We start from the raw sequence: 12,577 nt of genomic DNA, 5'->3' as shown, positions 1-12,577 counted from the left end.
GCCGAGGGGGGAGGGGAGGCGGATACCGGCCACCGGTTGTGTGCGACCCGATCAAGGAAGGTCGTCTCGCCAGGCGCCACACGGCCGGGTACGTTCGCCCTGTGTGTTACTACGCCGAGAAGCCCTACAAGCCGCACTACGCCTGCGTGCCCTGCCGCGTCGCGTTCAAGCGGCATCCCGATTCCTGCGGGCATCGCTGCCCCCGATGCACGGAGCCGATGGCCTGCGCCGGGCACGACTTCGCGGCACCGCCTCGGCGGGACACCAAGGCGTGGACCGTCGCGGCCGCGGTGCTCGACGCCGGACTGCGTTACGAGGGCCGGGAACCGTGCGGCTGCGGCAGGGAACCCGCGTTCCGGCCTCGCACCCGAGCCCAACTGCGCGCCCGTCGCATCGCGGCGGCACGAACCGGAACTCCCCTCGCCGACCTGCTGGGACGCGCGGAGCTGTAGGTATCCCTCACATCAGCAGCGCGCCCGGATCCCTGACCAGTGGTGCCGTGCCGACGGAGTTACTGACGTTGAAGGTGACGCTGCCCGCGCGGTAGCGGTCCTCCGTCCATTCGATGGGGCGGCCGTCCGGGTTGCTCGTGAGGTGGCGCTGGCGCAGGAGGGGGCTGCCGCGGCGGACGCCGAGCAGGCGGGCGTCGTCGCTGCCGGCGGGGACGGCGTCGATCAGGTGCTCGCCGTAGTGGGCGACGATGCCGGCCTCCTCCGCCATGCTGTCCATGATCGAGGCGCAGTCGACGGGCAGCGACTCGACGGCGGGGGCGACCCAGCCCGCGTAGGCCGTGCGCTCCACCATCACCGGTTCACCGTCCAGGAGTCGCAGTCGCAGGACGTCCAGGACTCCCGACCCTTCCGGGAGGGCGAGGCGGCGGGCCTCCTCGGGGGTGGCCGGGCGGCGCTCGCGGTGGAGGAAGCGGCTGGTCGCCCGATAGCCCATGGCCCGCGCCCACTGCGCGAAGCTGTGGAGCTCGGCGAAGCTGTGCCGGCGCTCCCTGCGGAGCACGATGCGGCGGGCTCCCTGGCGTGAGCCGATGAGCCCTTCCGAGGTGAGCAGGGCCACGGCCTGCCGTACCGTGCCGCGTGAGGCGGACCAGCGGACGGAGAGGTCGCTCTCGGACGGCAGCCTGGCGCCGACGGCGTACTCGCCGCTGAGGATCGAGCGGCGGAGTCCCTCCGCGATCTCCACGTAGAGCGCCGTCACGGCATCCCCCTTATTCGCGCGTGCCTGTGCGCAGTCGGTCACAGCGTGTGCTGTACGGAGGGTCAGCCTAACCCGGCGGGAGGGGTGTGTGCTGCCCTCTCGCGAAGCTCAACTCCACCGCGTTCACCTGGTGTTCACTGCTACCGGCTCTTCCGGAAGTCGTGTGGATTCAGCCATGTCCTGTTCATCTCGCGGACAGGACGTACGGGCGAACTAAGGGCGTCTTGTTCAGACAAGTTCTTCACTCGCCTCTGGGAGAAACCCGTGCGCAGAACCCCCGTCCGCAGTGCCGCCGTACTGCTCGGCGCCGTCGTCCTGACCACCGTCACCGCCTGTGGTGCCGCCCCCGAGGGCGAGGCCGGCGCCAAGGGCGACGGCGCGAAGGCGGCCACCGCGGCGTCGGCCAAGGACTTCGGCGGCCTGGACGCCCTCGTCAAGGCCGCCAAGGCGGAGGGCACGCTCCACGTGATCGCGCTGCCGCCGGACTGGGCCAACTACGGTGAACTGATCAAGACCTTCGAGGCCACGTACGGCATCACCGTCGAGAGCGAGAACCCGGACGCCGCGAGCGCCGACGAGATCGCCGCCGTCAAGTCCCGCAAGGGCCAGAAGCGCGCCCCCGACGTCCTCGACCTCGGTATCGCCTTCGCCCGATCCGGCGCCGAGGAGGGCCTCTTCGCCCCGTACAAGGTCGAGGCCTGGGACAAGATCCCGGCCGCCCAGAAGGACGAGGCCGGGCGCTGGTACAACGACTACGGCGGCTACGTCTCCATCGGCTGCGACGCCGAGCGCGTCCCGAACTGCCCGAAGACCTTCGCCGATCTCCTCAAGCCCGAGTACAAGGGCAAGGTCGCCCTGAACGGCAACCCGACCAAGTCCGGCTCGGCCTTCGGCGGCGTGTACGCGGCGGCCCTCGCCAACAAGGGCTCCTTCGCCGACATCCAGCCCGGCATCGACTTCTTCGGCAAGCTCAAGAAGAGCGGCAACCTCATCCCCGTCGAGTCCACCCCGGCCACGGTCGAGAAGGGCGAGACGCCCATCAGCATCGACTGGGACTATCTGAACGCCGGCTACGCCGACCAGTTCAAGGACAAGGGCGTCGACTGGCAGGTCGCCGTGCCCACCGACGGCGTGTACGCCCAGTTCTACTCGCAGGCCGTCAACAAGGACGCCCCACACCCCGCGGCCGCCCGCCTGTGGATGGAGTTCCTCTACAGCACCCAGGGACAGAACCTCTGGCTCAAGGGGTACGCCCGTCCCGTGCTGCTCCCGGCCATGACCGCCGACGGCACCGCGGACAAGACCTTCGTCGCCAAGCTGCCGGCCGTCGCCGGCACCCCCGCCTTCCCGGCCTCCGCCGAACTCGACAAGGCCAAGGCCACCCTGGCCGAGAAGTGGGACAAGGCCGTCTCCTGATGTCCTCCGCCTCCCCCACCCCCACTGAGGGAACGGTCCCCGCCGAGGCCGGTGTCCCCGAAAAGGACACCGCCCCCGCCGAGGGACCCGCCGGCGGCACCCGCCGCCGGCGCCGCGGCCCGCGCACCTGGCTCGCCGCGCTGCCGCTCATCGCCTTCACCGGGCTGTGCTTCGGGCTCCCGCTCGGCGCCCTCCTGTACGGCGCAGTGACCCGCACCGACCCCGACACCGGCGCCACCGCCCTGACCGGCGAGCATCTGAGCCGCTCGCTCCAGGGCCCCTACCTGGGATCGCTCGTCGGCAGCGTGCAGCTCTCCGCCCTCACGGCGCTCATCGGCTCGGTCGTCGGCGTCCTCATCGCGCAGGCCGTCGTCACCTCCCGCTCCCGCACCCTGCGCGATGCCGTCCTGACCGCCTCCGGGGTCCTCGCCAACTTCGGCGGCGTGCCGCTGGCGTTCGCGTTCATCGCGACCGTCGGAATCTCCGGTGTCGTCACCCAGCTCGCCGACCTGAGCAGCCTCGGCTGGAACCTGTACTCGTTCACCGGTCTCGCCGTCGTCTACCTGTACTTCCTCGTTCCGCTCATGGTCCTGGTCATCCTCCCCGCCCTCGACGGTCTGCGGCCCCAGTGGCGCGAAGCCGCGCAGAACGCGGGCGCCGGAGGATGGCAGTACTGGCGGCACGTCGGCATCCCCGTCCTCGCGCCCTCCCTGCTCGGCGGGTTCGTGCTGCTCTTCGGCAGCGCGTTCGCCGCGCACGCCACCGCGGCGGCCCTCGTCGGCGGCTCCGTCCCCCTGGTCACCCTCAAGATCGCGGACGCGCTCTCCGGGAACGTCCTCGTCGGGCAGGAGAACGTCGCCCTCGCCCTCGGCCTCGACATGATCCTGATCGCCGGACTGGTCATGGCCGTCTACCTCCCCCTCCAGCGCAGGAGCGTCCGATGGCTGCGATGACCCCCACCGCCCGGGAGGCCGCCCCGAAGCCCGACAGGGACACGGCTCCGCCGGCCCGCCCCGTACGGGCGAGGCGCCGGCCCCGTCTGTGGCGTGGCGCCGTCCTCGGCCTCGGCGGTGCCTACTTCCTGATCCCGCTGGTCGCCTCGTTCGTCTTCACCGTGCACACCCCCGGCCAGGGCATCTCCTTCGAGGCGTACACCGCGCTCCTCTCGGCCGACGGCTTCACCGAGAGCCTGCTGCTCTCCCTCGGTCTCGCCGCCGCCACCATCGTCCTCGCCCTGCTCCTCGCGGTGCCCGCCCTGGTGGCCGTACGGCTGGGGTCGCCCCGGCTGCGTCCGGTCGTCGAGGTGATGTGCATGCTGCCGCTGGTGGTGCCGCCGATCGCGCTGGTCACCGGCATCAGCACCGTCCTGCGCTGGGGACCCGACCACCTCTCGCGGACCCCGCTCTACCAGACCTTCCTGGCGGTGCAGAACGAGAGCTTCCCCGTCGTCCTGGTCCTCGCGTACACGGTCATGGCCCTGCCCTTCGTGTACCGCTCCCTCGACGCCGGACTGCGCGCCGTCGACGTCCCCACCCTCGTCGAGGCCGCCCGCAACTGCGGGGCGAGCCTGCCGTACGTGATGTTCCGCGTCATCCTGCCCAATCTGCGGTCCTCCCTCGCGGGCGCCGCCTTCCTCACCCTCGCCCTGGTCCTCGGCGAGTTCACCATCGCCTCGCTCCTCGGCTTCCGGCCCTTCGCGGTGTGGATCGTGTCCATCTCCGGGGCCCACGCCCGGATGTCCGTGGCCGTGTCCCTCCTCAGCCTGGTCATCACCTGGCTCCTGCTGCTCGCCCTCTCCCGGGCCGGGACGGCGCAGGCCGGAGCGTCCGGCACCACCCGTTCCCCCCGTACCTCCCGCGGTTCCCGCACATCGCCCAAGGAGTCCTGACCCATGTCCTCGTCCACAGCAACAGCGGACCGGACGGAGCCCGCGGCGGTCGCCGGGGCACGCGTCGAATTCCGGGGCCTGCGCCGCACGTTCGGCGGCACCACCGCCCTCGACGGACTCGACCTGACCGTCGAACCGGGCGAACTCCTCGCCCTGCTCGGCCCGTCGGGCTGCGGCAAGACCACCGCCCTCCGGGTCCTCGCCGGATTCGAGCGACCCGACGCGGGCGACGTCCTCGTCGACGGGGCCGACATCACCCAGGTCCCGGCCAACCGCCGCGACGCCGGGATGGTCTTCCAGTCGTACAGCCTCTTCCCCAACCTCACCGCCGCCGACAACGTCGCCTTCGGCCTGCGGGTACGGAAGGTCAGGGCGGCCGAGCGGCGCACCCGGGCCGCCGAGCTCCTCGACCTCGTGGGACTGCCCCAGCACGGCGACCGCTACCCGCACCAGATGTCGGGCGGCCAGCAGCAGCGGGTCGCGCTCGCCCGCGCGCTCGCCCTGCGCCCCCGTGTCCTGCTCCTCGACGAACCGCTGTCCGCGCTCGACGCCAAGGTCCGCCTCAGCCTGCGGGAGGAGATCCGGCGGCTCCAGCTCTCCCTCGGCATCACGACGGTGTTCGTCACCCACGACCAGGAGGAGGCACTGTCCATGGCCGACCGCGTCGCCGTCCTCAACGCCGGGAGGCTGGAGCAGTGCGCGGCCCCGGCCGAGCTCTACCGGCGACCGGCGACCGCCTTCGTCGCCGAGTTCGTCGGCACCATGAACCGCCTGCCCGGCCACCTGACGGGCTCCGGCCACGTCGAGGTCGCCGGCACCCGGCTGCCCGTCGACGGCGAGGCTCCGCCCGTCCGCGAGGTCGATGTCCTGGTCCGCCCCGAGAACGTCACCGTGACCGAGTCTCCCGACGGCGACGCGACCGTGGTCTCCACCTCGTTCCTCGGCTCCGTCACCCGCGTCCACCTCGACCACGCCGGTACGCGGGTCAAGGCGGACCTCGCCTCCCGGGAGGCGACCGCACTCGTCCCGGGGACGCGCGTCAGCCTCGGCCTCGCCCCGCACCCCGCGCTCGTCGCGCCGAGGGCGGAGCGATGAGCGAGCTCGCCGCCGTCCTGTTCGACATGGACGGAACCCTCGTCGACACCGAGATCCTGTGGTGGGACGCGACGGAGGAGATCGCCGCGCGCATCGGCCACCGGCTCACGGACGCCGACGCACCCGAGGTCGTCGGGCGCGCCGTCGAGGACACCGCCGCGCACCTCGTACGCGTCACCGGCACACCGGACGCGGACGGTGTCGCCACGGCCCTGACCGCCGCCTTCCAGGAGCGTGTCGACCGGGGCGCGCCGCTGCGACCCGGCGCGGGGCGGCTGCTCGCCGAACTCGCTTCGGAGGGCGTGCCGTTCGCTCTGGTCAGCGCGTCGCCGCGGTCGGTCGTCGACTCGGTGATCGGGGGCGCGCTCGCGCAGGTCCCCTTCGCCTTCACCCTCTCGGCCGACGACACCGCGCGTACGAAGCCGCATCCCGATCCCTACCTCGCGGCCGCCGGACGGTTCGGGGTTCCGGGCGAGGCCTGCGTGGCCGTCGAGGACTCACCGGACGGAGCGGCCTCCGCCGGCGCCGCGGGCTGCGTCGTCCTGGTCGTCCCCTCCCTGTTGCCCGTGCCCGCGCGGCCGGGGCGGATCTTCGCGGACAGCCTGGAAGAGGTGTCCCTCGCGGGTCTGCGCCGCTGGGCCGCCGACGGCGGAGCGGCCGCCGGTCCCGTCTGATGTGGCCACGGCCGCCGCGAAGGAGGGCGCGACCGGGACGTCGGTCAGCGTCCAGCCGGGCACGGCGGCCGGCTCCGGGCCGAGACCGGTGTACGTCCGGCCGAGCCCGCCGGCCAGCCCCTCGCCCGTGCCCTTCAGATACGCCTCCTTGCGCACCCAGCACCGGGTGAACGCGGCCGGCCGGACCTCGGGGGGCAGCAGGGCGTACTCCTCCCGCTCCCGCGGATGCAGCCGGTCCGCCACGAGGTCAGGGGCACCGGCCTCCGGGTGCGCCTCGACGTCCACACCCACCGGCGTCGCGGCGAGAGCGATGAGCACCAGGTCCCCGCTGTGCGAGAGCGAGAAGTGGACCCCGCCCCCTCGCACGGCGGGCCGGCCGTGCGGCCCGCCGCAGAGGGGACAGTCCTCCCTGACGAAGTCCACCCGGTCCGCCGGTATGCCGAGACGGTGCCCGAGGACCCGCCGCAGCGCCCCGTGCGCGGCGAGATACCGTGCCCGGTCGTCCTCCCGTACGAGCGCCTTCCACCGCCGCCGCTCCTCGGCGTCCAGGAGTTCGTGCGCCGCCGGGTCCTGTGCCACCCGGGTCAGCCAGAGCACGACCGTCCCGTCGGCGGCGGGCAGGACGGCCGGCTCCGGCGGGTCGCCGGCTCGTAGCACCCGTACAGGGGGGATCTCCAAGGTCATGCCGTCATTCTGAGGCCTCGCGCGCGACCGGCCAGGGGCTCGCGGGGCCGGGCGGGCGCCTCCGGCGCTCAGCCGGTGGCGGCGCCGAACCAGGTGGGCAGCTGTTCGACCAGCTCCCCCTGGTCCTCGCCCACCCACGCCACATGGCCGTCCGGGCGCAGCAGCACGGCGGGCACGTCCAGTTCGTCACCGGTGTCGACGACGTGGTCCACCCGGTCCTCCCAGCCCTCCACCGACAGCAGTCCGGTCCGGTCGAGCAGCAGTCCGCGACCCTCGTGCATCCGCTCGTAGAGGCGGCCGCCCTTGAGCTCGACGTCCCGCATCCGCCGCCCGAGCAGCTCGTGCCCGTCGCCGAAGTCGTAGCGGACGGAGATCGCCGTGATCTTCTCGATCAGGTACCGGTTGACGTCGTCGAACTCCACCAGCTCCGCGAGGAGTCGGCGCACCGCCTGGGCGCCCGGCTCGGTCGACATCAGCTGGATCTGCGCGCGGGTGTTGTCCAGGACGTCGGTGGCCACCGGGTGCCGCTCGGAGTGGTAGCTGTCGAGAAGCCCCTCGGGCGCCCAGCCCTCGACCGCGGCGGCCAGCTTCCACCCGAGGTTGAAGGCGTCCTGGATGCCCAGGTTGAGCCCCTGGCCGCCGGTCGGCGGGTGGATGTGGGCCGCGTCGCCGGCCAGGAACACCCGGTCGACCCGGTACTGCTCGGCCTGCCGCGTGGCATCGCCGAAGCGGGAGAGCCAGCGCGGCGAGTGCACACCGAAGTCGGTGCCGGCGAACGCCCGCAGCTGCACCTTGAACTCGTCGAGCGTCGGCGCGGCGGAACGGTCCTCGGCCACTCCCTCGGCGGGCACGATGACGCGGAACGCCCCGTCCCCCAGGGGCATGGCGCCGAACCGCAGCTGTGTCTTGCGGACTTCGGCCACCACGGCGGCCAGCTCCTCCGGAGACACGGTCATCTCCATCTCGCCGAGCAGCGTCTCGACCCTGGAGGGCTCACCGGGGAAGGCGACGCCGAGCAGCTTCCGCACCGTGCTGCGGCCGCCGTCGCAGCCGACGACGTAGCGCGAACGCAGTCGCTCGCCGTCGGCCAGTTCGACCGTCACGCCGTCGTCGTCCTGGCTCAGCCCGACCACCTCGCTGCCACGCCGGATCTCGGCGCCGGTCTCGACGGCGTGCTCGGCCAGCAGGCGTTCGGTGACGGCCTGCGGGATGCCGAGGACATACGAATGCGCCGTGTCCAGCCCGGCGGGCCACTCCTTGGCGAGGCCGGCGAAGAAGCCGCCGACCGCGATCTGCTTTCCGAGCGGCAGGAAGCGCTCCAGGAGGCCGCGCTGGGCCATCACCTCGATGCTGCGCACGTGCAGACCCTGTGCGCGGGACTGCAGGGTCGGCTGCGTCTCCTTGTCCAGCACGAGTACGCGCACGCCGTGCAGCCGCAGTTCGCTCGCCAGCATCAAGCCGGTCGGACCGCTGCCGACAACGATCACGTCGATCATGAAAACCGCCCCGTTTCTCAAAGTCGTGTCCGGCCGGTCACCCGCTGGCGGGATCCCCGCCCCATGGGGGGCGGGTACTCCGTGTACCGCTGGTTTCCGCAGGTCACCGGCTACGGCCGGAGATTCTGCCCCAGCACGGGGGCCTTGCCGCAAGGCCCCCTGTGCGCTATATCTTGAGAGTGGCAAGGAGTCCGGGACTTCCTTGCCTCCCGCTTTTTCCGGGCGTGTTTCACCTCTCGCGTGTTACTGGTTGGTAGGGCATGCTGGCGGCCAGACATCCACACGGCCGGGGGCTGAGACAACGGTGACGACTTTCGAGGAACGGGCCACGGTGCACGCCTTCCGTGACGACGCGCTGGGGGAGCACGACGCCGTCGGGCTCGCCGCGGCGATCCGACGGGGCGAGGTCGGCGCGGCCGAGGCCGCCCGGGACGCGGCCGAGCGGGTACGCGCGGTCGAGGAGCGGCTTCACGCGGTCCAGGTGCACATCCACGCCCCCGCACCCGTCACCGGCCCGGGCGGCGGAGCCTTCGCCGGAGTGCCGACCTTCGTCAAGGACAACACCGACTACCTCGGCCTCCCCACGGGGCACGGCAGCGCCGCCTTCACCCCGAAGGTCGCCCGGCGCCATGCCCCGTTCGCCCGGCAGCTCCTGAGCAGCGGCGTCACCGTACTCGGCAAGACCCGGCTCCCCGAGTTCGGGTTCAGCCCCACCACGGAGTACGAGGCCGCCGAACCGGTGCGGAACCCGTGGAACACCGGCTACTCGGCGGGCGGTTCGTCCGGCGGCAGCGCGGCGCTCGTCGCCGCCGGAGCGGTGCCGATCGCCCATGCCAACGACGGCGGCGGCTCGATCCGCATCCCGGCCGCCTGCTGCGGACTCGTCGGTCTCAAGCCGACCCGCGGCCGTGTCGTGATCAACCCCCAGAGCCGGCAACTGCCCCTCGACATCATCTCCGACGGCATCGTGAGCCGCTCGGTACGGGACACCGCCGCGTTCCTCGCCGCCGCCGAGACGCACTGGCGCAACCCGAAGCTGCCGCCCCTCGGCCTCGTCGAAGGCCCGACGGACCGGCGCCTGCGCATCGGGTTCCTGCTCGACTCGCCGACCGGAGTCCCCACCGACGCCGCCACCCGGGCCGCCGTCACGGAGACCGTGGCGACACTCGAACGGCTCGGCCACACCGTGGAACCGGTGGAGCTGTCCCTCGACCCCCGCTTCACCGACGACTTCCTCACCTACTGGGGGATGCTGTCCTTCCTCCTCGGCGTCACGGGCCGGAGCCTCGGCGCGGACTTCGACCGGCGCCGGATGGACGGCCTCAGCCGGGGACTGCGCGAGGAGTACGTGAAGAGCTGGCGGCGCACGCCCGCCGTACTGCGGAGGCTGAAGCGGACGAAGGTGGCGTACGCGGCGGCGTTCCGCGGCCTCGACCTCGTCCTCACGCCCGTACTGGCGCACACCACGCCGGAGATCGGTCACCTCGGCCCGACCGTGCCGTACTCGACGCTGATCGAGCGGATCCTCGCGTACGTGGCCTTCACACCGGTCAACAACGTCGTGGGGACGCCGTCGATCTCGGTGCCGGCCGCGAGCGCGACGGAGGCCGGGCTGCCCGTCGGCGTGATGTTCTCCGGCCGCCCCGGCAGCGAACGGACACTCCTCGACGTCGCGTTCGCGCTGGAGGCGGACCGCCCGTTCCGGCGCATCCAGGACGTCTGACCCCGAGCCGATGGACCCGGGAGGCCGGCGGACTCGACCGTCCCCTGCCTCCCGCGGGCCGACGCGTGTCCTCAGTCGCCGCCGCCCAGGGCGCGCAGCAGCTGTGCCTTGTTCATCTTCGAGCGGCCGTCGATGCCGCGGCGCCTGGCCTCTTCGTAGAGCTGGTCGAACGTGCGTCCCCGGGCCCCGCTGTGGGAGCGCTTGCCGCCGCGCTCCCCGGAGGACATGTCCTCCCGGGACAGCCGGCTCGACGTCCTGGACTCGCCGTGCCGTGCGCGTTCCTTGTTCACCGTGCGGGCGGCGATCTCCTCGGCGCGCCTCTCGCTCTCGCCGCGCTCCCGGGCGCTCTCCTTGATGTGCTCGTACTGCCGTTCCCGCTTCGGGCTGGATCCGCGAGGCATGGCGTGCTCCTTCCACGTGGTCCGGGTGACTCCGATGTCCGGGCGTTCTCCGTGCGGCTACCCGCCGCCTCCGCGGTCACTCCCTCCTCCTCGCGGTGTACCGGTACCGGGTCCACAGCGGCAGGGCGAACCAGCACAGCAGGTACCAGGCCGCGACCCCGGCGACGACCCACGGAACGATCGTGTTGTCCGTGGCCACCCGCAGGATGAGGAAGAGCGCGCTGGTGAGGGTGGCGAGCAGCAGCACGATCCCGATGAAGGTCAGCCGGGACGCCCAGGTGACCGCGTGGGGTTTGATCTGCCGCCCCGCGACGATGCGGTGGAAGGGAACCGGCCCGATGAGCGCGCCGGTGGCCAGCGAGCCGAGGATCACCGTCAGGATGTAGATGCCCTTGTCGGTCGAGCCGAGGCTCTCGTACCGGGGGGTGAAGACGACGGTCAGCAGGAAGCCGAGGAGGATCTGGACGCCCGTCTGGACCACCCGGATCTCCTGCATGAGGTCCTGCCACTGCCGGTCGGCACGCTCGTCCGCGGTCTCCCGGCGGCCCCGCCCGCTCGCGTGACCTCCCCGCCCGTCCTCCCGGCCCCGTCGGGCCCCGGACGTGCCCTGTCCGGTCTCGGGGGCCGCCTCGGCGTCCTCCCGTCCCCGCCCGGTCTCGCGGTCAGTCATCCGCCTCACCTTCCGGTCCCAGGGGCCGCGCCGAGCGGAGGCCGCACACGGCGTCTGCCCGGCCCGCCCCGGCACATCCGTACCCCTGGGACTCTTCGTGACATCACACGAGGGCCCGAACGCGTCCGCCCGGTCCTCTGCCACGGCCCGGCGCTTCGGCTCGCCCTGCCCGGAGCCCCCGGCGTATCGTCGTCCACAGCTCTGAATTCTGCGCCGACGGGAACCGGAGAGCCTGATGCCAAGGGATGCGACGGGGGCGGGTGACGCCGGGCTCGTCGGCCCGCGCCTGACGGCCGCGGTCCGCTGGAGCGGCGCCACGGCCGTCGTCACGGTGACGGGCGAGCTCGACCGCGACACCCAGGAGCCGCTGCGCGAGGCGCTCTCCGGCGCCCTGGAACGGCGCCCGGAGCGGATCGTGGTGGACTGCGAAGGCTTGACGTTCTGCGACTCCACCGGCCTCAATCTCCTGCTGACCACGAGACTGGACGCGCTGGAGGCGGGCAGCAGACTGGAACTGGCCGCCCTCCGTCCACCGGTCGACCGGGCGTTCGGCATCACGGGAGTCGTGGCCGTGTTCACGGTGCACGAGGAACTCCCCGCGGACCTGGTCGAGGGGGAGCACCCGTGAGCACGGCAAGGAGCCGGGGACGGCGGCGGTGGGAACGGCGGAGGTGGGGACGGTGGAGGCGCGGATGAGCGAACCGGTCCGGTCGAGGGGCCAGATCAGACGGCTCGGCCTGCGGAGCGGCGGGTCGGTGGTCGCCCGCTGCCGCGACTTCTGCCGGGTGGCGCTCACCGACTGGGACTGGCCCGGCCCGCAGGAGTCCTCGGGACTCACGGCGGAGGAACGGGAGCTCGCCGTCGAGGACGTGCTCCTCGTGGTGTCGGAAGCGGTGACCAACGCCTGCCTTCACGCCGGCGGCCCGACGGAACTGGTGATCCGCCTCGCGCCCACCGGGCCCCCCGATACGGGTGCGGCGGGGGACCTGCGGATCGAGGTGAGCGACCGGAGCAGCCGCGTTCCGGGCTTCCGGCCCCGGGGCGCGCCGGGACAGCCGGGCGGCAACGGCCTGATCGTGATCGACCGGCTCGCGCGGGCCTGGGGAGCCGTCGTCACGGAGGAGGGCAAGTCCGTCTGGATGGAGCTGGCGGCACCCGTCCCGGAGGGCGGCCCAAGCCCCGCACCGGGGGCACACGGCCGGCTGGGCGACGCCCCGGGGCCGGCCCCGGGGCCGAGTGCGGGGGGCTCGTCCGGTCCCCTCGACGGCGCCCCGGGCCGGTGACGCCGCGGGCGGTGCCCCGGATGGAGCCCGCTCCCGGG

General features: G+C 72.8%; 13 protein-coding genes and 1 pseudogene. 9 read left to right on the top strand and 5 right to left on the bottom strand.

Annotation, left to right across the window (positions count from 1 at the left end; genetic code table 11):
• The first annotated feature begins 101 nt into the window (after nt 1–101).
• Nucleotides 102–452 carry a hypothetical protein gene (locus tag ACH4MY_RS33885; RefSeq protein ID WP_398008072.1) on the top strand — a complete coding sequence of 117 codons (351 nt, stop codon included), beginning with the start codon at nt 102–104 and terminating at the stop codon, nt 450–452.
• A 7-nt stretch (nt 453–459) separates the two neighbouring features.
• Here the strand turns inward: ACH4MY_RS33885 and ACH4MY_RS33880 are convergent, their stop codons facing one another.
• Nucleotides 460–1,209 carry a GntR family transcriptional regulator gene (locus ACH4MY_RS33880; protein ID WP_398008070.1) on the bottom strand — a complete coding sequence of 250 codons (750 nt, stop codon included), beginning with the start codon at nt 1,207–1,209 and terminating at the stop codon, nt 460–462.
• A gap of 297 nt (nt 1,210–1,506) precedes the next feature.
• Here ACH4MY_RS33880 and ACH4MY_RS33875 point away from each other — a divergent pair, with 297 nt between their 5' ends.
• The 5 genes from ACH4MY_RS33875 to ACH4MY_RS33855 are packed head-to-tail and all read left to right on the top strand — an operon-like array spanning nt 1,507 to nt 6,282.
• Nucleotides 1,507–2,625, top strand: a complete 1,119-nt coding sequence (locus tag ACH4MY_RS33875; RefSeq protein ID WP_398008124.1) for an ABC transporter substrate-binding protein — start codon at nt 1,507–1,509, stop codon at nt 2,623–2,625.
• Complete coding sequence (locus ACH4MY_RS33870) at nt 2,625–3,578, top strand: ABC transporter permease (RefSeq protein ID WP_398008068.1); 954 nt, start codon at nt 2,625–2,627, stop codon at nt 3,576–3,578. Before ACH4MY_RS33875 ends, ACH4MY_RS33870 begins: the two co-directional genes overlap by 1 nt.
• Nucleotides 3,566–4,513 carry an ABC transporter permease gene (locus ACH4MY_RS33865; RefSeq protein WP_398008066.1) on the top strand — a complete coding sequence of 316 codons (948 nt, stop codon included), beginning with the start codon at nt 3,566–3,568 and terminating at the stop codon, nt 4,511–4,513. Before ACH4MY_RS33870 ends, ACH4MY_RS33865 begins: the two co-directional genes overlap by 13 nt.
• Nucleotides 4,514–4,516: 3 nt before the next feature.
• Nucleotides 4,517–5,608 (top strand): ABC transporter ATP-binding protein, encoded by a 1,092-nt coding sequence (locus ACH4MY_RS33860; RefSeq protein WP_398008064.1) that lies wholly within the window; start codon nt 4,517–4,519, stop codon nt 5,606–5,608.
• Nucleotides 5,605–6,282: an HAD family hydrolase gene (locus ACH4MY_RS33855; RefSeq protein ID WP_398008062.1), complete on the top strand. Its 678-nt coding sequence runs from the start codon at nt 5,605–5,607 to the stop codon at nt 6,280–6,282. Before ACH4MY_RS33860 ends, ACH4MY_RS33855 begins: the two co-directional genes overlap by 4 nt.
• Nucleotides 6,283–6,405: 123 nt before the next feature.
• Here the strand turns inward: ACH4MY_RS33855 and ACH4MY_RS33850 are convergent.
• Both ACH4MY_RS33850 and rox read right to left on the bottom strand, forming a co-directional pair.
• Nucleotides 6,406–6,966: pseudogene (locus tag ACH4MY_RS33850) on the bottom strand (4'-phosphopantetheinyl transferase family protein); the annotation flags it as partial.
• A gap of 68 nt (nt 6,967–7,034) precedes the next feature.
• Complete coding sequence (gene rox, locus ACH4MY_RS33845; RefSeq protein WP_398008061.1) at nt 7,035–8,462, bottom strand: rifampin monooxygenase; 1,428 nt, start codon at nt 8,460–8,462, stop codon at nt 7,035–7,037.
• 304 nt (nt 8,463–8,766) lie between these two features.
• Here rox and ACH4MY_RS33840 point away from each other — a divergent pair, with 304 nt between their 5' ends.
• The gene (locus ACH4MY_RS33840; RefSeq protein WP_398008059.1) at nt 8,767–10,185 is read left to right on the top strand and encodes an amidase; all 1,419 of its coding nucleotides are present in this window, start codon (nt 8,767–8,769) and stop codon (nt 10,183–10,185) included.
• Between the two features lie 71 nt (nt 10,186–10,256).
• Here the strand turns inward: ACH4MY_RS33840 and ACH4MY_RS33835 are convergent, their stop codons facing one another.
• A complete protein-coding gene (locus ACH4MY_RS33835) occupies nt 10,257–10,586 on the bottom strand; it encodes a plasmid stabilization protein (RefSeq protein ID WP_398008057.1) in 330 nt (109 codons plus the stop codon).
• 76 nt (nt 10,587–10,662) lie between these two features.
• Nucleotides 10,663–11,256 (bottom strand): DUF6328 family protein, encoded by a 594-nt coding sequence (locus ACH4MY_RS33830; RefSeq protein ID WP_398008055.1) that lies wholly within the window; start codon nt 11,254–11,256, stop codon nt 10,663–10,665.
• A gap of 235 nt (nt 11,257–11,491) precedes the next feature.
• Between ACH4MY_RS33830 and ACH4MY_RS33825 the strand changes: the two genes are divergently transcribed.
• Nucleotides 11,492–11,884 carry an STAS domain-containing protein gene (locus tag ACH4MY_RS33825; protein ID WP_398008053.1) on the top strand — a complete coding sequence of 131 codons (393 nt, stop codon included), beginning with the start codon at nt 11,492–11,494 and terminating at the stop codon, nt 11,882–11,884.
• Nucleotides 11,885–11,948: 64 nt separating this feature from the next.
• Entirely contained in the window at nt 11,949–12,539 is a 591-nt protein-coding gene (locus tag ACH4MY_RS33820) for an ATP-binding protein (protein ID WP_398008051.1), read from the top strand.
• Nucleotides 12,540–12,577: the final 38 nt, after the last annotated feature.

It is taken from the genome of Streptomyces sp. NPDC017246 (genome assembly GCF_044331325.1).
GTDB lineage: Bacteria > Actinomycetota > Actinomycetes > Streptomycetales > Streptomycetaceae > Streptomyces.
The sequence above is the reverse complement of the archived record's forward strand: the minus strand, read 5'-3'. Positions and strand labels throughout refer to the sequence as shown.